This is a genomic window from Halalkalibacter nanhaiisediminis (assembly GCF_007830185.1).
GTDB lineage: Bacteria > Bacillota > Bacilli > Bacillales > Bacillaceae_D > Halalkalibacter > Halalkalibacter nanhaiisediminis.
In genome coordinates this window covers 259703-281001 of sequence record NZ_VLKZ01000002.1, presented here as the reverse complement: position 1 = coordinate 281001, position 21299 = coordinate 259703, and the positions used below count along the sequence as shown (strand labels likewise).

The 21299-nt window shown below is 35.4% G+C and carries 23 protein-coding genes; 18 read left to right on the top strand and 5 right to left on the bottom strand.

Annotated features, from left to right (window positions below; all coding sequences use genetic code 11):
* Positions 1–290 precede the first annotated feature (290 nt).
* From IQ10_RS03990 to IQ10_RS18315, 10 genes are all read left to right on the top strand, one after another.
* Entirely contained in the window at positions 291–1460 is a 1170-nt protein-coding gene (locus IQ10_RS03990; protein ID WP_144449188.1) for an MSMEG_0568 family radical SAM protein, read from the top strand.
* Positions 1438–1917 (top strand): MSMEG_0567/Sll0786 family nitrogen starvation N-acetyltransferase, encoded by a 480-nt coding sequence (locus IQ10_RS03985; RefSeq protein ID WP_242009726.1) that lies wholly within the window; start codon positions 1438–1440, stop codon positions 1915–1917. The genes IQ10_RS03990 and IQ10_RS03985 overlap by 23 nt, the downstream gene beginning before the upstream one ends.
* Complete coding sequence (locus tag IQ10_RS03980) at positions 1886–2806, top strand: amidohydrolase family protein (RefSeq protein WP_242009724.1); 921 nt, start codon at positions 1886–1888, stop codon at positions 2804–2806. Before IQ10_RS03985 ends, IQ10_RS03980 begins: the two co-directional genes overlap by 32 nt.
* A 62-nt stretch (positions 2807–2868) precedes the next feature.
* Positions 2869–3381, top strand: coding sequence for an MSMEG_0572/Sll0783 family nitrogen starvation response protein (locus IQ10_RS03975; RefSeq protein WP_144449187.1), 513 nt, complete (start codon positions 2869–2871; stop codon positions 3379–3381).
* 39 nt (positions 3382–3420) lie between these two features.
* A complete protein-coding gene (locus IQ10_RS03970) occupies positions 3421–4344 on the top strand; it encodes a methylenetetrahydrofolate reductase (RefSeq protein ID WP_144449186.1) in 924 nt (307 codons plus the stop codon).
* A gap of 125 nt (positions 4345–4469) precedes the next feature.
* Entirely contained in the window at positions 4470–5429 is a 960-nt protein-coding gene (locus IQ10_RS03965) for an AIR synthase related protein (RefSeq protein ID WP_144449185.1), read from the top strand.
* Positions 5430–6995 (top strand): nitrilase-related carbon-nitrogen hydrolase, encoded by a 1566-nt coding sequence (locus tag IQ10_RS03960; protein WP_144449184.1) that lies wholly within the window; start codon positions 5430–5432, stop codon positions 6993–6995.
* Entirely contained in the window at positions 6992–7543 is a 552-nt protein-coding gene (locus IQ10_RS03955) for an NADPH-dependent FMN reductase (protein WP_144449183.1), read from the top strand. The genes IQ10_RS03960 and IQ10_RS03955 overlap by 4 nt, the downstream gene beginning before the upstream one ends.
* 198 nt (positions 7544–7741) lie before the next feature.
* Entirely contained in the window at positions 7742–8041 is a 300-nt protein-coding gene (locus IQ10_RS18320; RefSeq protein ID WP_242009722.1) for a DUF421 domain-containing protein, read from the top strand.
* Between the two features lie 83 nt (positions 8042–8124).
* Positions 8125–8262 (top strand): DUF421 domain-containing protein, encoded by a 138-nt coding sequence (locus IQ10_RS18315; RefSeq protein ID WP_242009721.1) that lies wholly within the window; start codon positions 8125–8127, stop codon positions 8260–8262.
* A gap of 198 nt (positions 8263–8460) precedes the next feature.
* On the opposite strand, the gene IQ10_RS03945 is transcribed toward IQ10_RS18315, so the two are convergent.
* From IQ10_RS03945 to yhfH, 3 genes are all read right to left on the bottom strand, one after another.
* The gene (locus tag IQ10_RS03945) at positions 8461–9108 is read right to left on the bottom strand and encodes a DsbA family oxidoreductase (protein ID WP_144449182.1); all 648 of its coding nucleotides are present in this window, start codon (positions 9106–9108) and stop codon (positions 8461–8463) included.
* 90 nt (positions 9109–9198) lie between these two features.
* Positions 9199–9678 carry a ribonuclease E activity regulator RraA gene (gene rraA, locus IQ10_RS03940; RefSeq protein WP_144449181.1) on the bottom strand — a complete coding sequence of 160 codons (480 nt, stop codon included), beginning with the start codon at positions 9676–9678 and terminating at the stop codon, positions 9199–9201.
* 150 nt (positions 9679–9828) lie between these two features.
* The gene (gene yhfH / locus IQ10_RS03935; protein WP_144449180.1) at positions 9829–9963 is read right to left on the bottom strand and encodes a protein YhfH; all 135 of its coding nucleotides are present in this window, start codon (positions 9961–9963) and stop codon (positions 9829–9831) included.
* Positions 9964–10521: 558 nt separating this feature from the next.
* Here yhfH and IQ10_RS03930 point away from each other — a divergent pair.
* The 4 genes from IQ10_RS03930 to IQ10_RS03915 all read left to right on the top strand — a co-directional run bounded on the left by IQ10_RS03930 (position 10522) and on the right by IQ10_RS03915 (position 15208).
* The gene (locus IQ10_RS03930; protein ID WP_144449179.1) at positions 10522–11049 is read left to right on the top strand and encodes a YceI family protein; all 528 of its coding nucleotides are present in this window, start codon (positions 10522–10524) and stop codon (positions 11047–11049) included.
* Between the two features lie 198 nt (positions 11050–11247).
* Positions 11248–12609, top strand: coding sequence for an MFS transporter (locus IQ10_RS03925; protein WP_144449178.1), 1362 nt, complete (start codon positions 11248–11250; stop codon positions 12607–12609).
* Between the two features lie 187 nt (positions 12610–12796).
* Entirely contained in the window at positions 12797–14485 is a 1689-nt protein-coding gene (locus tag IQ10_RS03920) for a methyl-accepting chemotaxis protein (RefSeq protein WP_144449177.1), read from the top strand.
* Positions 14486–14617: 132 nt separating this feature from the next.
* Positions 14618–15208 (top strand): molybdopterin-dependent oxidoreductase, encoded by a 591-nt coding sequence (locus tag IQ10_RS03915; RefSeq protein ID WP_144449176.1) that lies wholly within the window; start codon positions 14618–14620, stop codon positions 15206–15208.
* 41 nt (positions 15209–15249) lie between these two features.
* On the opposite strand, the gene IQ10_RS03910 is transcribed toward IQ10_RS03915, so the two are convergent.
* Entirely contained in the window at positions 15250–16266 is a 1017-nt protein-coding gene (locus IQ10_RS03910; RefSeq protein WP_144449175.1) for a zinc-binding alcohol dehydrogenase family protein, read from the bottom strand.
* A 203-nt stretch (positions 16267–16469) separates the two neighbouring features.
* Here IQ10_RS03910 and IQ10_RS03905 point away from each other — a divergent pair, with 203 nt between their 5' ends.
* The 4 genes from IQ10_RS03905 (at position 16470) to IQ10_RS03885 (ending at position 20730) form a co-directional block, all read left to right on the top strand.
* Entirely contained in the window at positions 16470–16763 is a 294-nt protein-coding gene (locus IQ10_RS03905) for a Dabb family protein (RefSeq protein WP_144449174.1), read from the top strand.
* 309 nt (positions 16764–17072) lie between these two features.
* A complete protein-coding gene (locus IQ10_RS03900) occupies positions 17073–17579 on the top strand; it encodes a DUF1097 domain-containing protein (protein ID WP_144449173.1) in 507 nt (168 codons plus the stop codon).
* Between the two features lie 211 nt (positions 17580–17790).
* Positions 17791–18030 carry a glutaredoxin family protein gene (locus IQ10_RS03895; RefSeq protein WP_144449172.1) on the top strand — a complete coding sequence of 80 codons (240 nt, stop codon included), beginning with the start codon at positions 17791–17793 and terminating at the stop codon, positions 18028–18030.
* A 552-nt stretch (positions 18031–18582) separates the two neighbouring features.
* Positions 18583–20730 carry an ATP-binding protein gene (locus IQ10_RS03885; RefSeq protein WP_144449171.1) on the top strand — a complete coding sequence of 716 codons (2148 nt, stop codon included), beginning with the start codon at positions 18583–18585 and terminating at the stop codon, positions 20728–20730.
* 84 nt (positions 20731–20814) lie between these two features.
* On the opposite strand, the gene cynS is transcribed toward IQ10_RS03885, so the two are convergent.
* On the bottom strand, positions 20815–21258 hold the full coding sequence (gene cynS / locus IQ10_RS03880) for a cyanase (RefSeq protein ID WP_144449170.1): 444 nt from the start codon (positions 21256–21258) through the stop codon (positions 20815–20817).
* Positions 21259–21299: the final 41 nt, after the last annotated feature.

Here is a 21299-nt window from a genome sequence, read left to right as displayed (position 1 = left end):
TATGTAAGATAACCTAACGTTAAAATTGTTTGAATATAAATCATTTTATTGAATGTAAAAGAGTGAAAAATCCTTATAAATCAACGTTTTAAAGGAAAGAAAGCTGAAATAGCGTTATTTAATTAGCTGAGTGGTTGGCAAAATTGTTGAATGAGTGGTCCGTTACATCATATAAAATTCCATGTAATATTCGTTTTGAAGAGATGTTCATGTCAATTTTATTAAAAAAATCAATTTGAGAGGTGAATAAAGTAAGATTATCTAACATTATCATTGAGGGGGTTTAACGAATGAATGAGTTGGATGTAACGAAGAAAAAAGTGAGCTCTCTATATTCAGTAGAAACGTTATTAGTCGATTTACACAATAAAGGCATGCAAACGACTGGCCTGACGATAGGCGGGAGAAAAGGTGGTGCAGGACCTACAGATGATCGAGCTTTTATATTAAATGGTAAACCTGTTATGATCCCAGTTTTAAATGAACCAGCAAAACATTCTCCTTATTCGTTGGTTCAAGAGTCTTCAACCCTCTCGCTGAAACATGAGGAGCTCAGATCTCCAATTGCCACTTTTTTAGAAGCTGTTAAAAGACCCAAATTTTACGACTTAACTACAAAAGACGGAATTCCTTATAACAAAATAGCTGTTCTGCATGGTGCAGATGTTCTTGCAAGTACAGTTATTCAAACCTGTATTCGTTGGTCAAAAGAAAAGCGATGCCAGTTTTGCGCAATTGGTCAGTCTTTAGAAAGTGGAAATACGATTGCTCGAAAAAAACCTAAACAGCTTGCTGAAGTCGTTAAAGCAGCAGAAAAGCTCGATCATATTAAGCACATTACATTAACGACAGGTACTCCTAATGAAACTGACAGAGGAGCTCTTTATTTAGCTGAGTGTGTAAAGGCAATTCGAGAAGTGAGTGATTTACCTATTCAAGTCCAATGTGAGCCACCAGAAGATGATACGTTATATCAAGTTTTAAAAGATGCTGGAGCAAATACGATTGGACTGCACGTAGAATCATTTGATGAAGATGTTCGTAGGAAAGTGATGCCTTCTAAATCTGAAATAACACTTGAAACCTATTTTAAAGCATTTAAAAAAGCAGTGTCTGTTTTTGGGAGAAATCAAGTAAGCACCTACGTGATTATCGGTTTAGGAGAAGATCTTGAGAAAACCATTGACGGTTGTGAAAAAGCAGCGAAATTAGGTGTTTATCCATTTGTTGTACCTCTTCGTCCGCTTCAAGGAACGATGCTCGAATTTGCTGAGCCTCCATCTAGTGAATTGATGACAACGATTTACGGTCGTGTGTCTAACATATTAGAAACAGAAAATCTGTCATCAACAAAAAGTGAAGCTGGCTGCGCGAAATGCGGAGCGTGTTCTGCACTACCATTCTTTGAGAAGGTGATTGATAAGGAGGGGATAGACTATGCTGAGGAATTACGTAATTAAAGTCGCCACAACAGATCAAGAAATCCAAGAATCATTCGCTCTAAGAAAACTAGTATTTGTGGAAGAACAACAATTGTTTCAAGAAACAGATGCTGATGAGCATGATAAACATGCCATCTATATTAACGCTTATTCTGTAAAAAAACAGCAGCTTGTTGGTACTGTTCGTTGTTATGAAGATCATCAAAACCTTGGAGTTTGGTGGGGTGGTAGACTTGCTGTTCAAATGAACTATCGAGTGAAAGGAATAGGTGTTTACTTAATTCGCTCTGCAGTTGAAGAAGTTAGGCAGCGACATGCAAGACGGTTTTTAGCGACAGTTCAAGCTGAGAATATCAGATTATTCGAAAAGTTAGGTTGGGAACAAGTTGAAGAGTTGTTTACTCTTAACGGATTCCAACATCAAATGATGGAGGTAAGTTGTCATGAATTTCATAAAGCAAGACAACATGCCTAGATATGTAAGCTCAAACGAACACCAAGGTTCACCAACTAAAATGGCGTTTGGTCGTAAGGTGATAAGTGCTCATAGTCATGTGGGTTATCTTGAACCATGGGCTTTTTATGAATCAAAAGAATTGATTTCTCCAATGGACCCCGCTCCTGAGACGACTGAGGAATTACTTTCTTTTATGAATGCGCGAGGAATTGAAAAAAGTCTAGTCATGCCAAACTACGGTGTCCCTAAACAAGAGCAACCATTTTCTCATAATCAATTAATAGTTCAAATGGCAAGAGAAGGAAAGGGCCGCATAGCGGGAGCGCTATGGGTTTCAGGGTTAGCACAGAATGCAGAGAGAAATGAAACAGCTTTTCGCATGCTTGATGAACCTGGAATCCGTGCCCTGAAAATGAGTTACTTACTTGGGGGTACTCCTAATCCGAAAAAATGGGATCTGGAAACGTTGCAACTTCACGAAAAAATTTTAAAAGAAGCGAGAGAAAGGGACATTCCGATACATTTTCATACTGGTTCTGGAGGAAGCTCTGACATTACCGAATATTTTGAGCTCATTAAACGATATGGAAAAGAAAATAAAATCCATCTTGTTCATATGGGTGGAGGTACTAGTGGGCATATTCGATTGATTACCCATTGGAAAGATTTAATAGAAGGTGGCTATCAAATCTATGTTGATTCAAGCTGGGCAATTGGTTTTGGGCCGCGTAAGCTCTTGCAAGAAATTGATAAAACAGGAGTAGGAGTCGACCGCTTCTTATTTGGTTGTGATGAACCTTGGAGCGATTTCGAAAGTGAGTTTTGGAAAATTCAAGGAGTTAACGTGTCAGATGAAATCAAAGAACGTGTCTTCTGGGGAAATGCAGAGGAGCAGTATTTTAGTTAGATGGCAATAGGGGCAAAAGCTCTTTTAACCATAAATAATATAACTATATGGAGGTTTTAACTATGGCAAACTTTACTGAAAATGAGATCAAATCTATGAATGAAATTCCACATCCATCTTTACCAACTGGTAGCAAAATTTATGGTGAAACGAAAGTATTTCCTGATTATAAAGCGAATGAGGGTGATAAATTTTTAGCTTTGGTTCACGGTATTGCACATGAATCATCATTATCATATGTAGCTGTTTTACAAGCGATTCGTGCCCAGAGAAAAGGGTTTGAAACAGCGATTTATTTTTATGGGACTGGAGCTATGAACGCTACAGCAACAAGAGGGTTTCCGACAACGGGTACGGCAGGATTCGGTGGTGAATTAAATATTAATGAAGGGATTGAAAAGTTTATAAAAGAAGGCGGTAAAGTCTATGTTTGTCGTTTTGGTCTTGGATTACACGGTATACGTGAAGAGGATTTAATTGAAGGGACAATTCCTTGTCATCCACTCGATTTACAAGATTGTTTAATTGAATACCATAATAGTGGAGCTTTTATTTTAAGTACATTCCAAATTTAGTTTCATATTCTACGATTTTAAAAATAAGGAGGAAAACAGATGTCAATCTATTTAGGGAATGAGGTTGATCCAACAAACCACTTTACTGTTACTGCAGAGTTAGTTCCTCCACGAGACTGGAACCCATATCCAATTATTGAGCAAGCAGCAAGCTACCGCGGATTGGTAGATGCTGTTGACATTAGTGATAACCTTCTTGCCGTAGCGAGAATGTCACCTACTGTCTGTGCCTTTTTCATTCGTCAAATTGGTGTTAACCCGATCGTCCAAATCAATCTTCGCGATCGTAATAGAATGGGGATTCAAAGCGATTTGCTTGGACTTGCCGCATTAGGGATTAAAAATATCACTATTCTTGGTGGTTATCCTGCCAAAGTAGGGACAGAGCCTGAAGCAAAGGAAGTCTACGATCTTAGAACGATGGAGCTTGTTAGATATGTAAAGACTTTCATAGAAGAAGGAAAATTGTTTGATGGAACTTTAATGGAAGAACCTCCGCAAATGACAATTGGTACCGTTGAAAATATTGCTGGTAAACCGATTCCAGAACTGATTGATAGTTTAGAATCAAAGGTAGAAGCCGGGGCCAACTTTGTTCGAACACAATTAGTCTTTGATATTGATTTAATAGAAGAATGGATGGAGGAGGCTCGTCGTCGCGGGTTACATGAAAGAGTTACGATCATGGCAAGTATTTTGCCGCTTCGGGATGCTGCACATGTTGATAAAGCCATCCAAATACCAGGAATCGTTGTTCCGGAATGGGTGAAAAAGAGGCTTGCGATGAATGACTCAGAGGAAGAAGGGCTACAAATTGCTACAGATATTATTAACAAACTTAAAAAGATAGAAGGTATGAAAGGGGTTCATATTCGTCCAATTGGTGGGAATGAAGATAGTGTACGAAAGATTCTTACTAAAGCAGGCTTATCTCCTTTTAAAAAGAACCTAGCAGTTGTCTAAATTTCTAGGATGAAATGAACTCTAGTACAAAATTTTAACCAGTTCGCAAAAAGGATGGCACAACTGCCTCTTTTTGCGAATATCTTTTTAATTTAATTAAGTTTTCTGGTAATGGAGGGTTTCGTATGGTGAATCTAAAGCTTCTTATTGAACGATTGAGGACTTCCAATGCCTTTAATCGAAAAAAAGCAATTCATCCACCCCTGAAAGCATTTGCGGATGTTTGGAATTTTGGTGCGACAGTAGATCCGATTGGAGATGATGCGGCCATTATTAAAAACGGTGATGAATACTTATTGCTGTCATGTGATGGCATTCTTCCGCAATTAGCTGAGAAAGAGCCTTTTTGGAGTGGGTACTGTGCTGTTCTCGTCAGTGTAAGTGATATTTACGCGATGGGCGGAAAGCCAATTGCTGTTGTTAATTTGCTTAGTGCTCCTGATGAAGCAACCTCTGTGCTTATCGCCGAAGGAATGGCAGAAGGATGTAGAAAGCTAGGTGTACCAATGGTTGGTGGCCATTTCTTTCCAGAGGAAGCATCAGGAGTAGCAACAGCTATCTTAGGAAAAACATCTAAACTGTTACGTGCAACAAATGGAAAACCTGGTCAATCTGTCATCGTAGCGATTGATCTTAACGGAGGTCGTTATAAGGACTATCTTCAGTGGGATAGTACCAGTTTCCTTGATACTGATGAAATGGTTAGAAAGCTTAATATTATTCCGTTACTAGCTGAATTAGATTTCGTTCAAGCTGCAAGAGATATAAGCAATGCAGGTATACTTGGTACGTTAGCGATGCTTGCGGAAAATTCCCAATGTGGAGCGGAAGTGGACTTAAGTTTGATTCCGATTCCAGATTCCATCGATTTGGAAACATGGCTACAGATTTATCCAGGTTATGGCTTTATTCTAACCGTTAATCCAGAGGTAGAGCAACAGGTTATTCAACAGTTTGAAGATGAAGGGATCACGGCTAATGTTATCGGTCGATTAACGAAAGAAATGCAAGTTGTTATTACATCTTTAGAAGAAAAAGAAGTGTTTGTTGACTTTACTGAAGAATCAATGGTGGTGGAAATGTAAATGAAAACAATTAAACAGTCTTATAAAGTAGCTGCCGTGCAATTTGAACCTATTCTAGGTGAAGTTCAAAGAAATCGTGATAAAATGCTTGAAAAAGCGATCGAAGCTGCAGAAAATGGTGCTAAACTAATCGTTTTTCCTGAAATGGCAACAAGCGGATATGTATGGGAAAACCGTCAAGAAATAGCTCCCTATGTAGAAACAATACCAGGTAAATCAACCGATCTTCTATTAAAGGTTACAGCAAAGTACTCCTGCTATATCGTATTTGGGTTACCGGAGGTAGATGATCCAACGGGTTCTTATTACAATTCAGCTGTTTTAATAGGACCTAAAGGAGTTGTCGGACGTTATCGCAAAACGCATTTGTTTGCTGCGGATCCAAGATGGGCGCGAGAAGGAAAAGAAGAAATTCCTGTGTTTCAAACTTCAATTGGTCGAATTGCTCTATTAATCTGTATGGATGCTATGTACTTTGAACCAACGAGATTGGCAGCATTGAACGGAGCAGATATCGTTGCATTTCCTACCAATTGGGTAGGAACACAAAACAATCCACCTAGCAATACTTGGCGTCTTAGAGCGAAGGAAAATGGACTGTATTGGGTGGCGTCCAATCGATGGGGGATGGAGAGAGGAGCTCAATTTACAGGTGGTAGTGGAATCATTAGTCCAACTGGCGAAGTGATAGAGCAGCTCGTCTCAGGTGAAGGTATTGTCTACGGTGAATATCAATTACCGAACAATATAAAAGCTGAGATAGTATCTAAACGAAAACCACAAGCTTATCATGAAATTTTATTACATCCATATTTATGGAAAGAAGGAGAGACTAGATCTGTCTTGTTAACTGAAGCGTTTGTAGTAAGTTCGTTAGCGATTGACTCTAAATTGTCCTTAAAGGAATCGAAAGAACAGATCACGTATTATTTACGGACAATGAATACAAAGATAAAAAATAGACTTTTTGTTCTACCAGAGCTTTCATGTAACAATCATTTTGAATTAACTAATTTTTTAATAGAGGCAGCTCAACAATTTGATTCTCATATTGTGGTGACGATTGAAGACGGCCAGAAGGTTTGTTTTGTGATTGGACCTCAAGGAATCCTATCGCATTACATCCAAGTACATTCGAATAATGCTTCATCAAAAGGCTCTTTTTTAACTGTACAATTACCATTCGCAAGAGTCGGCGTCCTCACTGGAGAAGATGCTGAATTTCCTGAATCGTACCGCATTTTATCTAAACAAGGCGCAGATATTATTGCGATATCTGCTAATAAAAAAACAACTGCAGAACCATGGATGTATAAAATTTGGGCATATGAAAATGATGCTTTATTAGCGGTTAGTAGTCCTCGTCATTCAATTAAAAGTATGATATTCCTTCACAGTCAGGTTTTTATTAATTCAAAGGAAATAGAATCTCATTATCTAAGCCAAAGTTTCACACTCGATATGTTTCAAAAAGTAAAAAGACGACCTTTTTTAAGCCGTTTAAATCATCATCTGTATGATCGAATTGTAGAATTAACCAATACGAAAGCAGGTGTTCCATCTTGAAACTGTTAGGAATATCAGGGACGATTATCGGAGTCAAACCAATTTCAATCGTTGAAGCTGTATTAAAGGAGGCGCAAAACTATGATCCGACTATTACTACAGAAATACTAGATTTAACCCAATTCAACATGGAATTTTGTGATGGAAGGCCGATAACGGAGTACAATGCTGATACGAAAAAAATGATTGAAATGATTGAATCGGCAGACTGTTATATAATTGCCACTCCGATTTTTCAAGCTTCTTTAACAGGTGTGTTAAAGAATTTATTTGATTTGTTACCTGTTTCAGCATTGCGCAATAAAGTGATTGGATTTGCGGCAACTGGGGGAACATATCAACATTATTTAGTCGTTGAAAATCAGTTAAAACCAATTGCAGGATACTTTAAGTCATATATTACTCCAGAATATGTTTATGCACACAGGGAACATTTTAATAATAGGAATGAAGTAATAGATACTGAGGTTGCGGCTAGAATTCAACGATTAGGCATACAAATTGTGCAAATGACCAATGCGCTAAAGCATGTGGTAACGGCTAAATGATTGAAAGGAATGATGTACTTATTTATCTAAAACAAGTGAGAAAACTCCCTCTTCAAGTTGTAAGTGGAGGGTTGTTCAAAAATAAACTTGAGGAGCATTTATATGTTAATCAACAACACATGGAATGAAATAAACTTAATACGGGAACTTTACAATTTAACTTAGCAAAGCACTCATCAAAATAATAGTGGTGATTTGATGAGTTTAATTGTAAAAATATTAACGATCTATTTAATGACAATTGCCATTATAAGTTTAATGGGAAAATCAACAATTATTCAAATGACCCCATATAATTTAGTCGCAATTATTATTGTTGGAATTGCTTCAGAACCATTAATCAGTACTGAATATGTTCCTACTTTATATGCCCTTGCTATTCTTGTTGGCCTGTATATTTTATTTGCATATTTAACATTGAATCACTGGGGCGACCATTTCTTTTTAGGGGAGCCAACACTGCTAATTAAAAATGGAACGATACATGAAGATTATTAAGAAGAGTCGAAATTATCAGTTTTGTAATTGCTTTCGATCTTAAAAAGTAAAGGGTATTCAAAATATCAGGTGTAGATTATGCTTTGCTTGAATTAATCGGAGAAGTAAGTATCATTCCGAAAGTCGAAAATACGCCTGTAACAGTCGAGCATATGGACGATTCAATTGGTGATGAAGGTTTGCCTATCTCTGTCATCATTAATGGGAAAATTCAATATTAAAACCCTGTGCTACTAGACAAGTCAGAAGGATGGTTGATGAATGAACTAAAAGGTCATCGAATAATATTAAAAGATATTATCTATGCTTATGTAAATGAAAAAACAAGAAATTAAATGTAAACAAGCGATCGAATTAAAAAAGGAACAGGATCAACATTCATTTAATCCTGTTCCTTTTATTAATCAAACTGAAGTGAATTAACAACCGTCAATTCCACAAGACATGCCATCCATTGATTCAATTGGTTTTTGCTTTTGTGTCTCGTCTTTGATGATTTTTTCCAAGCTTTCCTTAGAGCGCATTCCTGCAACTTTTGTTTCACCTATTATAAAAGTCGGAACGGCAGTGATGTTTGCTTCTTGATAGGAATGATCGAGTGCTTTTTGATGAGCTTCTTTGTATTTTCGAGTTACTAAAGCTTCTCGGTATTCTTGTTTATTCAAACCGACTTCAGTAGCTAATGATGTTAAGACATCAATGTCTCCGATATCCTGTTCCTCTTGAAAAAAGGCACTCAGAATACGATGGTTGTACTCATTACCTTTACCGTGCTCTTTAGCATACTGAAACCCTTCAAATGCTAAATGAGTATACGGTTGAGGAGATACTTTTGGAAGAACGATTTTAATGCCCATTCGTTCAGCCATTGGGTAAATCGATTGCTTCCAAGCATTTTGAAGGTAATCACCTTCAGGTTTCAATGTTTCATTCGGATAAGGGCGTAATTCGAATGGCATCCATTCAATTTCTACATCTTTTCCTTTAATGGCTTCGTTAAGCGGAAACTCCGCTAAGAAACAAAATGGTCAAACATAATCTGAATATACTTTAATTTTAAGTGTCATTATTGCCTCCTAAATATATAACGACTTCTTTCTTTTTTAAATTATATATCCAGATCAATCTTTATGTCTAATCGGCTGCTTCAACTAAAGTTAATAAAGTTGATTTTCTGAAATTAAGATACCATCTTCATCTGCATAAAGATAAGACCCTGGTTCAAAACTTACTCCAGCAAATTGAACAGGAATGTTCTCTTGGCCTTTTCCTTGTTTGATGCTTTTAAGTGGGTTTGTTCCGAGAGCAAAAATGCCCATTTCCATTTCATTTACTTGCGAACTATCTCTTATGCAACCGTAAATAACAATGCCAGCTAGCTTTCGTTTCACGGCAATATCAACAAGATTGTCCCCCATGAGCGCACGTTTGCGTGAACCGCCTCCATCGACAACTAATACACTACCTTCGGGAATCGTTTCTAAAGCTTTTTTTACAAGAACATTGTCTTCGAATACCTTTACTGTATAAATCGGTCCATGAAACGCTTTCTTTTTCCCGTATTGAGAAAAAATCGAGTCTGCCACTTTTATTTTGTCAAAATGATCATCACAAATATCTGCTGTATGTATTGTCATTAAAATCATCCTTTCTTCTTTAATAGTATAAGAATAACACAAAAAGGCCGACTCTTTGAAGTATTCTGATAAAAGAGTCGGCCTATGCCCGTTTCATTATATCTATTTTATTAATTCTTTTGAATTCTGTTATAAAACAGTATTCAATCTTTATATGTGATCAGTATGCCTCAAGCACTTGTCACATTGGTTAATATATGATTCGTGCATTTCATCAATTTTATTGCCGCAATCTGTACAAATTTTCGGATCTAACTTTCTGAAATATTCTGGTGTAGGTGTCATTGTTTATCCCTCCAAATGTTTTATTAACTGTATTGTATTATAACAGATGAATAAAAACAACCCTGTTTTATAAAAATTATTAAATTTTTAAAAATTTTTTTATGAATTTGACTTCATCTGTTCTATATCAAAAAAGGTAGAGAGTTGATAGCTATGCAAATATAAAGAGTCTCCTTTAATGGATGAAACAACTGATATAGACTGTCCGATTGTACATTTGGATGCAATATGTGAAAAAGTGTAGTAAGTACTAACAGCATGACGTCTACATTTTAGTAATGATTAACTTTAAGTAAAGATAAAGAACAAAGAGGGATTCTGGGAGAAAATGTTGAATAAAAGGGGAGAGATATTTTAAGTTTTTATGCGAAATTAGCTTTCGGTCATTTCGATATAAAATAATTAAATAAAAAATACACTTACAAAAGATAAGTTTAATACTTGACGTAATTTAATAAATATTATAAAGTTAATTTAACTTAATTAGTGAAAATTGTATGAGTTTTCTGTACCAAAATATATACAAAACTACAAAACTATTCTGGAGGTAGATGAAAGATGACAATTTTTAAATTAGACAAAGTACACAGCGGAGTAACATTTCAAGTTAAACACATGATGGTTTCAAAAACGAAAGGTGAGTTTAAAGATTTTGATGTAGATGTTAATGGAGATATTAATAATTTAGAAGGACTTAAAGTGAATATAATAGTGGATGCAGCGTCTATCGATACAAACAATGAAGATCGTGATGGTCACTTGCGTTCGGCAGATTTCTTTGATGTAGAGAGCTATCCAAACATTAAAATCGAAAGTGCTTCTATTAAAAAAGTTTCTGATGAAGAATATGAAATGACTGCAGAGGTCACAATTAAAGATGTAACTAAAACGGAAGTCTTTACCGTAGAATATAACGGAACTTCTAAGAATCCTATGGATGGAAGTACAGTAGCGGGCTTTGATGTAGAAGGGAAAATTAACCGTGAAGCATATGGCTTAACATGGAATGCTGCTCTTGAAACAGGCGGTGTGTTGGTAGGGAAAGACGTTAAACTCATTGCAAACTTTGAGTTTGTTATAGAATAAGTTATTAAATTTAGCGTAGCTGTGATAGGCTACGCTTTTATTAATGTTTAAAGAAAGGTAAGCAATTTTTTATATGAAACCTATAGATGATAAAAAACTTCGGATAGCGAAGTTTTTTTCTTTTCATAAGACAGATTAAGGATTATGATAAAGTGAAAGATTCAAAAATTAACCATTTTAAAAATTAGGTGGGGTCATATGTCATCCATTTCTATAGAGGCTTCCAAAAACAGTGATACAGAAAAATTTCAAGAAAACAAAATCATTCTTATTTGGAGTTTTACAGTTTGGTTAGTTGTCATGAATACGACAATGTTTAATATAGCACTGCCTAGCATTCTGACGGACCTTTCATTAACGTCTTCAACAGCATCTTGGATTGTTTCAGGTTATTCCATCGTTTTTGCCATTGCGACATTAACATTTAGTCGACTATCTGACTTTATTCCTATTTCAAAGCTTCTTATCATTGGTTTATTCATACTTGGAGTAGCCTCAGTCATAGGTTTTCTTGCAAATGATTTTTATGTTTTACTAGGAGCTCGTATTTTTCAAGCTGCTGGTGCAGGCGCAGTCCCAGGCCTTGCAATGGTTCTAGCAGGGCGTTATATTCCTCAAGCTAGAAGGGGGAAAGCAATGGCTTTTATTTCCTCAGCTGCGTCTTTAGGGTTTGGGTTAGGCCCAGTGATAGGCGGGTTAATTACACAATATTTAGGTTGGAATTTTCTTTTCGTCGTTACGGGTTTTGTGGTTTTATTCATACCGTTGTTTCAAAAGCTTCTACCCAAAGAAGAAACTGAAAAAGGAAAGTTTGATATTATTGGGGGAGTCCTTACTGGTTTAAGTGTAACAGGACTTTTGTTGTTTCTATCAACTTTTTCTTATCTAATTCTAATATGTAGTATCGTTTTTATTGTACTTTCGTGGAATCATTTTCATAAAATAGATGCCCCTTTTATTCAACCAAAACTTCTTAAAAATAAGCAATATATGAAATTGATTTTCATTGGATTTATAGCATTTTTGATTCATTTCGCAACATTATTTTTAATGCCCATCATCTTGTCAGTTGTTTTTCATAAAGAGCCAGCAGAGGTGGGAATGCTAATCTTTCCTGGAGCTATAGTATCAGCGATTACAGCTCAGTTTATTGGGAGTTTCATTGATCGCTACGGTAATATACCTTTAATCATTTTTGGACAGTCATTTCTTGTCATTGCGACATTATTATTTGCATTTACATCAACGATTTTCACGTATTCAATTCTTTTTATTTATGTGTTTATGAGTATCGGATTTTCCTGTATAAATGCTAGTGTATCAAATGAAGTGACGAGAATTTTAGTAACTGATGAAATTGGAACAGGAATGGGGATGGCTCAATTAATTCAATTTTTTGGTGGGGCACTTGGAGTCACGTTGACAGGGATTTTATTAACGATGCAAAAAGGGATGATTCCAGAGATAATGTATAGAAATATATTCATTGGCTTATTCATGTTAATCTTATGTGCGATATTGGTCTTTGTTTGGTATTTAAAAAGTAAAAATACCAATTAAATGATGATAGCAGCTCAAATTATTGAGCTGTTTTTTTATATGGGCGGAACCAAATAAATAACAATTATAACTAATTACAACTTAAGTAATAGAGTAAGAAAAGTATAACTTGAGATTTGTCGGAATTTGCTATATAGTACAAAAGTATGCCGACATCTAGATTATGAAATGGAGGAAACGTTAAAGGATGAGACTGACAATAAGAAAAAAATTGATAGGAAGCTTTTTACTAACTGCATTTATTTTTGGGATAGCGAGTTTTATCTCATTTGCGAATTTAAAAAGTACTCAGGAATCTTATACATATTTGTTAGATACCGTATCAGAATTAAGATCGATTAATCAAGAGATCGATTCATTAATTGGAAGGCAAACAAGTGATCTGAGAGGTTATTTATTGTACGAGAATGAAACGTTTCTTCATGATTTACGCTTTAATAATAGCGAGATTCAACGATTAATTGAAGAAGCTAAAGGGTTAGCAACGTTACAAGAAACGATTACGCGGTTTGATGATGTAACCGTTTTAAATGAATCTTTTATCAATGAAGTAGAACGAGTTATTACTCTTGTTCCGACTGATAAGGAACAAGCTATTTTAATGACGAATCAAAATATTGTTCCGATAAGTCGAGATATGCGTGATGCTTCGAGTCAATTAAAAGATTGGCTTGAGGACATACTTGAAGAAAATGAGGCAACTACTATTCAAACGTCAGAAGCTGCATTAAGAGTTGTTATGATTGTCAGTGTATTAGCTTTTGTCATTGCGATTGCTGGTGGAATAGTAGTATCGAATACAATTTCAAGACCGATTATGAAAATGAGTGCATTAGCAAGAGAGGTCGCTTCTGGTAATCTCGCTGCCGAGCGAGTTAATGTAAAAAGTAAAGACGAGATTCGTGATTTAAATCAATCGTTTAATCAAATGACCGATAATTTAAAAGAAATTCTTAGTAATATTGCAATAAGCTCAGATCAGGTTGCGGCATCATCCGAACAATTAAATGCGGGTGCTAGTGAATCTGTAAGAGCCGCTGATCAGATTACAGAATCGATTCAATCAGTTGCTAGTGGGGCTGAGAAGCAAGTTGAAAGTACAAATACCGCAAATGAGATTGCTAGTAATATTTCAAAAGGTATGGACCAAATTGCAAAGAATGTGCAGTCGGTTACAGAATCAACAACGTTGACACAACAAAAATCTAAAAATGGTTTAGTTGTCATCGACAAAACTGTAAGCCAAATGAATGAAATAAACAATAAAACAGATCAGATTTCAAATGTGATTATGAGTTTAGAAGGAAAATCAAAAGAAATTGGCAATATTATTTCTCTGATTACGGCAGTTTCTGATCAAACGAATTTACTATCGTTAAATGCGGCAATTGAAGCTGCAAGAGCTGGAGAGCACGGAAAAGGCTTCGCAGTTGTAGCGGATGAGGTACGTAAATTAGCTGTTGAATCAAATGACTCTGCAAGTAAAATTAGTCAACTTATTCATGACATTCAACAAGATATTCAGCGCTCGGTTACAGCAATGAGTGAAGGTAACGAGAGCGTAAAAGAAGGTCTTGTATATGCAACTGAGGCTGGTTCAGAGTTTACTGCTATTTCAGAGTCGATCAGTGATATTCTCAAACAAATTGAGGAAGTGTCGACCTCAATCAAACAAATATCGTTAAGTACAGTTACGATGGTTCAATCGATTGATGAAGCTTCAACGATTGCTGAAAATGCATCTGCATATTCACAAAATGTAGCTGCTTCAGCTGAGGAACAAATGGCTACAATGGAAGAAATATCTGCATCTGCTGAAACACTTTCAAGAATGGCAGAAGAATTACAAGCTACAGTGAGAAAGTTTAATTTATAATTGTTAAGAACCATGGTGCAATAAAGGCATCATGGTTCCATTTGAGTTGCGGTTGTTTGCATCACTGTAGACAATTAGGTATGATTTATATAAGGATTTCATTGTAAAAATACATTTAAAGGATGAAGCTAAATGGGGAATCACCTGCCACCAGGTCAATTTGAAACGGAGAATTGGCCTATTTTACATCAAGGCGATATATATGAATTTGATGAAAATACGTGGAATTTTACATTGTTTGGAGAAGTAAAGGAGGAAATTACTCTATCATATTCAGACATCATGAAATTACCAAAGACAATATCAACAATTGATATGCATTGTGTAACAACCTGGTCAAAATTTGGTAGTACGTTTGAAGGTATAGCCTTGCGTGAGTTAGTGGAATTGGTACAACTTAATGAAGGCGTAAAGTATGTAAAAATCTACGGTTATTATAATGGAGATCGATACGGTTATTCGGCCAATTTACCACTAGAAGCTTTACTTGGAGACGATGCTTTGTTCATTTATCGTTGGAAAGACATACAACGTGATTGGCAAGATATTACTCCAAAGCACGGGTATCCTTTACGTTTGATTCCGCCAGCCTCTTTCTATTTATGGAAAGGTACAAAATGGGCTTCGGGAATCCGATTTATGAAAGAGGATGAGGAAGGTTTCTGGGAGGAACTCGGATACTCAATGACTGCCAATCCATTTAAAGAGGAACGTTATCGTTGAAAAAACCGTTGAGAATATTCTTCTCAACGGTTTTTAAGCATTTAAAAATCTTTTAGTACAATTTTTCCAATCGTTCTCCCTGCTTCCAAGGTAGCGTGAGCTTTTCTCAAGTTTTCTGCGTTAATTGGAGATAGCACTTCTCTTACAGTTGTTTTGATTCTCTTTTGATCAATTGATTCACTAACTTTGTTTAACAAGTGATGTTGTTCTATCATATCATCTGTTTGGAACATTGATCTTGTAAACATTAATTCCCAAACGAACGTTACACTTTTGTTTTTTAATAGTGTTATATCGATTAACTCGTCTGTTTCTTCAATTGAACAAATCTTTCCTTGAGGAGCGATTGCTTCAGCCATGTTATTCCAATGTTTTTCGGTTGTATTTAAGCAAAGTATGTAGTCAACATGCTCGTGACCAATTTCTTTCAATTGGGGAACGAATGACTCAAAATGATTAATGACAAAATCTGCACCATGCTCTTTTGCCCATTTCACTGATTCAGGTCTTGAAGCAGTACCGATTACGGTTAGGTTTGCTAGCTTTGCTAATTGTGTCGCAATTGAACCAACTCCACCTGCAGCACCAATAATTAAGATACTCTTCTTTTGGTTATTTGAATCATCAATGTTAATTCCGAGACGCTCGAATAATGATTCCCATGCCGTAATCGAGGTAAGTGGTAATGCAGCAGCGTCTGCAAAATCTAATGATGCTGGTTTTTTACCAACGATGCGTTCATCGACAAGATGAAATTCACTGTTACCACCTTGACGAGTGATACTTCCTGCATAAAATACTTCATCACCAGGCTGAAATAAAGTGCAGTCTGGACCGATTTCTTCGACGATTCCAGCTACATCCCATCCTAAAATTTGTGGTTCTGATTCGACTTTTTCCTTTGGTTTACGTACTTTTGTGTCGACTGGATTCACAGCAATTGCCTTTACTTTAACAAGAATATCTCGACTAGTAGGAGTCGGTCTTTCAATGTCTAAATCAACTAAACTTTCTTGATTTTCTATTGGTAAATATTTGTATAATCCAACTGCTTTCATTATACAATCACCTCGTCAATTTGATTTTTTGATAAGTGTTTTTTTAATATAAACACTTATCAAAATCTGTCCATATAATACTATAAGTTAGTGGAGATATCCAATTAACTGACTTGTTATGTTAATGAAATCTGTTGCATCTAATAAAATAGTTCGTTAAAATAAATTTTGTGGAAAAATTGAGAAAGAAAAGAGGCACTCACATGATTAATCGCACAGTATTAGTTAAATTTTCAGAAGAAACGACTCAGAAGCAATTACAGGAAGTCGTTGATCGTTTTAAAGCATTAAAAAATCATCTTGCTGGAATTGTTGATCTTCAGGCGGGTCTTAATTTTGCAGAGAAAAGCAAAGAATATCAAGTCGTTTTAATGGTTCGTTTCGAAGATAAAGCAGCACTTGATGCATATGTGGCAAATGCAGAACATCAAGCTGTAGCAGCATACATAAGAGAAGTGGGAAGAGTCGATAGTATTGGAGTAGACATCGAAATTTAAGATTTAACACTATTTAGAATGTATTTAACCTTGATTAGTTTAAGACTGATCAAGGTTTTTAGTATATTTAGATATACAATTGCCTCTCGAAAATCATTTATACAAAAATCAAACCAAAAAATGATTATCTTTTTGGATATATCCACATATACATTCAAATTTGTCCATTCTATAATTTATTTAATAATTCTAAAAATAAAGTCAATTATTGCGGTGGCTTTAGAAAGGTGGGGATAATTAACATAATCTATATTGTAAGCGCTTTCTTATATATGAGGAGATTTAAAAATTTGATGATGGGGTGTTGTGATGCCAGCTCTTATTGCAATTGGTTTAAGTGTCGGGATATTAGCAGGGATTTGGACTTCTGTAAGTATAATTGGACAATTAGTAACATTTGCAGCATTTTTGGCATGGGCGAGTTACTTCGCTGCTGGAGGAGGAGTAAAAGGCTTAAGAGATTCACTCCTTTGTAATTTTAGTGGGGTCGTCTATGGCTTTCTTATTATACAATTCTCTGGTCTTATTTCACCATCGGTAGGGGATGCCATTGGGTTAGGAATTTCTCTTGGAGTCCTTGCTATGTTCATGTGTTGGCAGGCGAAGTTGTCATTTTTAGGATTTATTCCTGGAACGTTTATAGGCTGTGCTACTTTTTTTGCAACGGGATTAGATTTTACAGGTAGTGTAATTGGTTTGGTGTTAGGTGCATTGCTTGGACATGCTTCACAATTAGGAGGAAATCTATTTACCAAAGTTACTGCACCACCCCAATATCAAGCTCAAGTGCAAACGTCTGCAGAGGAAATAAAATAAAATATTATCAAAAAATGACTATTACTTATTACAGATAGTATCCATAATGTAAATTGACCGAATCAGTTGAAACCCCCAGCCTATTGTATAATCACAACAGCTGGGGGTTTTTCCTCAATGAATACTTGAAGTGTTTCATTTTAGTTTTTACTAGAGTGATATGGTAGAATGATTAGACAAAGGAACAAAAAATAAGGGGGGCACCTTACAAATGAACAAGCAAGTTATTGTTTATTCCACTCAGGACTGTATTGAATGCAACATGGTTAAACAAATGCTAACTCGTGAAGGAATTCCATTTGAAGTTAGAGATGTAATGACGAGTGAGGTATATCAACAAGAAGTAGAAAAGTTTGGTTATATGGGAGTTCCAGTTACGGTAGTCGAAGATCAAGCTGTCAAAGGATTTGTTCCTGAATTAGAGAATCTTATAGAATTAGCAAAAAAATAGTAAGATGGTTAAAGCCGTGGCTAAATGGAGTCACGGTTTTCTATTTAACTACATCTTAAAAAAATTTCATGTACTGAACGTGGTATGAATTCGTTAAAATCATATAGAATAATAAATACTGCCGGAGGATTCATGAGAACATTTACATCAAAAGTAATTGATATTATTCAAATGATACTATTAAGAAAAGTAATGGCATATGGTCAAATTGCTACTTTAGCTTGTAGTGCATGAGGGGCTAGGCAGGTCGTGGGAATTCTACATTCGATGATTGGAAAATATCATCTTCTGTGGTATAGAGTCGTTAAGTCAAGAGGAGAAATGACAATAAAAAATGATGAACATTAAGTTTTTCAAAATCTATGTTATTAGCTGATGGGATAAAATGTAATACAACAATCGTATCGATTTAAAATTATATCAATTCCATCCAAGGAGAGTTGACTTTGAGTGGAACGACATTGATGATAAGTGATAAAATAAACAAATGTTAGAGTTAATGGGACGAGATTAAAAGAAAAGATCTAATTATGTTTTATAGGATGTGCTGTTTTGAGAACGTTAAAATCATCACTTTTTTGGAAAATATTCATTATCAATTTACTTATCATGCTTACTTTATTAGGGTTAATCTTTTTTAAATCACAAATTACGTTACCAGAAATAGCAGCTGAAAAATACAAAAAAATGACCGATGAGACCGTTTTAAGGTTAAACGACCAAATTCAAAATATAACAAATGATTTAAGAGAACTTGGCAGTTATATACAATCAAATGATTATTTTAGAGATCAAAATATAGACCAGCTTAACAATCAATTGGAAGAAGTCATAAACTTATCTCCGTATATTGATAGCGGAACAATTGTAGATTCAAAAGGGATTGTAATTGGGTATTATCCTGAAGATCTAGAGTACCTGCGAAATCAAAGCTTGCAGGATAGAAAATATGTTCAAACGGCTATTGAAACAAAAGAGGTTTATATTAGTGAAGTGATATCGGCAACAACAAATCGTTATATTTTAGTGGTTGCTATTCCAATTCTTGACGATCGAGGAGAAGTGACACGCGTAGCCAATTTAACCATTCGATTAGAAGATAACCCTCTCATAAAATCGATTATCCAAAACATTGAACTTGGAGATGGGTATGCTTTTATTATCGATCGCTATGGGAGATTAATTTCTCATCCAGATCGAATTGGTGAGGATGTTAGTACAAATAAAGTTGTTCAAATGGTATTAAATCAACAATCTGGCTATGATGAAATAACTAATACGCAAGGTGTTCGCATGCTTGCTTCGTTTCAATACATTCCTGCCCTTGATTGGGGTGTGATTGCACAGGTACCCGTATCTGATACGGATGTTTATTTTCAGTCGTTTCAAAACTCCTTACTTATTTTTTCACTGCTTTTATTTTTCTTCTTAACCATTTTCACAGCTCTTTATGCGAGACAAATGATTAAGCCGCTAAGAAAATTATATGAATCTGTGGGTCAAGTAGCAAAAGGTAATTATAGTGAACGTATTAATCGAAAGCATATTGATCACACAGAAATAGGACTGTTATCGAAACGATTTAATGATATGGCTGAATATATTGAAGAAGCTAATGAAAAAATCGAAGCGAAAGAAAAACTCTTAGTGTATCAAAAGGAATTTTTACGAAAAGTGATTGATACGAGTCCTAATTTTATTTTCGCGAAAAATAGTCAAGGGCAATATACATTAGCTAATCGTTCCACTGCAATGTTTTACGGAGTGTCTGTCGAAGAAATGTTATGGAAAGCTGAAGCGGATTTTAATTCTGATGTTGAACAGCTTGCTAGGCATGAAGAGGAAGACCGATTTGTAATGGAGAAATCACAGGGAATCTTCATTGCAGAAGAGAAATTGCTTGACAAGGCTGGAAATGTGATATGGGTTCAAACGACTAAAATCCCTCTTGTTTTAGCTGATGGCAAGGAAGTTCATGTTCTATCTGTGTCCAATGATATAACGGAACGTAAATTGGCAGAGGATATTATTAGAAAATCGAGTAAGCTTTCTGCTGTTGGAGAATTAGCAGCTGGTGTAGCACATGAAATTAGAAATCCGCTAACAAGCATCCAAGGCTTTTTACAATTTCTAGAACCGAAATATGAGGATAAGCATTATTTCGAAATTATGCTATCTGAAATCGATCGAATTAAACTGATCATTGGAGAATTACTTGTATTATCAAAGCCACAAGCTGAAAAAAATGAATATAAAGATGTGAGAGTTATCTGCCAGATGATTATTAATTTATTTGAAGCTCAAGCTCATTTAAATAACGTTCAAATTAATACTGAGTATGATGCTGATCTACCAAATATATGGTGTGAAGAAAATCAGTTAAAGCAAGTCTTTGTCAATATTCTTAAAAATGCCATTGAATCGATGCCTAACGGGGGAAATATTACCGTTAAAGTGACTGCTAAAGATGACCATCATGTTAGTATTTATTTTATTGATAATGGAATAGGGATGGAACAAGAGAGAGTGGAGCGTTTAGGTGAACCTTTTTACTCAACGAAAGAAAAAGGCACTGGACTTGGATTAATGGTTAGCTTTCGCATTATTGAAAATCATAATGGAAAAATAATGATAAAAAGTGAGAAGAATAAAGGGACAACTGTAGAAGTGATTTTACCAGTAAGTACAGGACAAAATTAAAAAGATATATGTAGAATGTAAAACAAACGACCAATCTCGACAAGTATATAATCGAGATTGGTCGTTTTACTTCCAACTAATTGCTTACCATTTTTTATAAGGTAGAAACTTACCGTTTAATGTCACGATCACTCGATCACCTTTTGGATCTTCTAATTTTTTAATATCCATTTCATAATCAATGGCGGACATGATGCCATCGCCAAATTTTTCGTGGATTAATTCTTTAATTGCTGGTCCGTAGACAAGTAAAATTTCATAAAAACGATAGATTAATGGATCAGTAGGAGGCATTTGAACCGTTGTACCTCGATAAGGGACAAGAGTTAACGTCTCAACGATTTCTTCAGAAAGATCTAATAAAGATCCTACTTTTTCTGCCTCTTCAGTCGAAAGGGTAGCTTGTCCAAGTAGAGCAGTAGCTGTCCAAGATTCAGAGCGTTCAATTGCTTCGGCAATATCTCCCCATGTTAAATTTAACTTTCTTTTCGCCTTTAAAATTTCTGATGTAACTTGAGTTCTTTCCATCATGTCTCTCTCCTTTTATATCTTATGTATATATAATGAAC

Coding starts and splice junctions, on each gene's coding strand:
- rraA (WP_144449181.1), bottom strand. CDS start 9,678: ATGACAATACATACAGCAGATATTTGTGATGATCATTTTGACAAAATA.
- IQ10_RS03970 (WP_144449186.1), top strand. CDS start 3,421: ATGTCAATCTATTTAGGGAATGAGGTTGATCCAACAAACCACTTTACT.
- IQ10_RS03915 (WP_144449176.1), top strand. CDS start 14,618: ATGGGGAATCACCTGCCACCAGGTCAATTTGAAACGGAGAATTGGCCT.
- IQ10_RS03965 (WP_144449185.1), top strand. CDS start 4,470: ATGGTGAATCTAAAGCTTCTTATTGAACGATTGAGGACTTCCAATGCC.
- IQ10_RS03910 (WP_144449175.1), bottom strand. CDS start 16,266: ATGAAAGCAGTTGGATTATACAAATATTTACCAATAGAAAATCAAGAA.
- IQ10_RS03975 (WP_144449187.1), top strand. CDS start 2,869: ATGGCAAACTTTACTGAAAATGAGATCAAATCTATGAATGAAATTCCA.
- IQ10_RS03900 (WP_144449173.1), top strand. CDS start 17,073: ATGCCAGCTCTTATTGCAATTGGTTTAAGTGTCGGGATATTAGCAGGG.
- IQ10_RS03920 (WP_144449177.1), top strand. CDS start 12,797: ATGAGACTGACAATAAGAAAAAAATTGATAGGAAGCTTTTTACTAACT.
- IQ10_RS03990 (WP_144449188.1), top strand. CDS start 291: ATGAATGAGTTGGATGTAACGAAGAAAAAAGTGAGCTCTCTATATTCA.
- IQ10_RS03985 (WP_242009726.1), top strand. CDS start 1,438: ATGCTGAGGAATTACGTAATTAAAGTCGCCACAACAGATCAAGAAATC.
- IQ10_RS03960 (WP_144449184.1), top strand. CDS start 5,430: ATGAAAACAATTAAACAGTCTTATAAAGTAGCTGCCGTGCAATTTGAA.
- IQ10_RS03925 (WP_144449178.1), top strand. CDS start 11,248: ATGTCATCCATTTCTATAGAGGCTTCCAAAAACAGTGATACAGAAAAA.
- IQ10_RS03905 (WP_144449174.1), top strand. CDS start 16,470: ATGATTAATCGCACAGTATTAGTTAAATTTTCAGAAGAAACGACTCAG.
- IQ10_RS18320 (WP_242009722.1), top strand. CDS start 7,742: ATGAGTTTAATTGTAAAAATATTAACGATCTATTTAATGACAATTGCC.
- IQ10_RS03980 (WP_242009724.1), top strand. CDS start 1,886: ATGAATTTCATAAAGCAAGACAACATGCCTAGATATGTAAGCTCAAAC.
- IQ10_RS03895 (WP_144449172.1), top strand. CDS start 17,791: ATGAACAAGCAAGTTATTGTTTATTCCACTCAGGACTGTATTGAATGC.
- cynS (WP_144449170.1), bottom strand. CDS start 21,258: ATGGAAAGAACTCAAGTTACATCAGAAATTTTAAAGGCGAAAAGAAAG.
- IQ10_RS03930 (WP_144449179.1), top strand. CDS start 10,522: ATGACAATTTTTAAATTAGACAAAGTACACAGCGGAGTAACATTTCAA.
- yhfH (WP_144449180.1), bottom strand. CDS start 9,963: ATGACACCTACACCAGAATATTTCAGAAAGTTAGATCCGAAAATTTGT.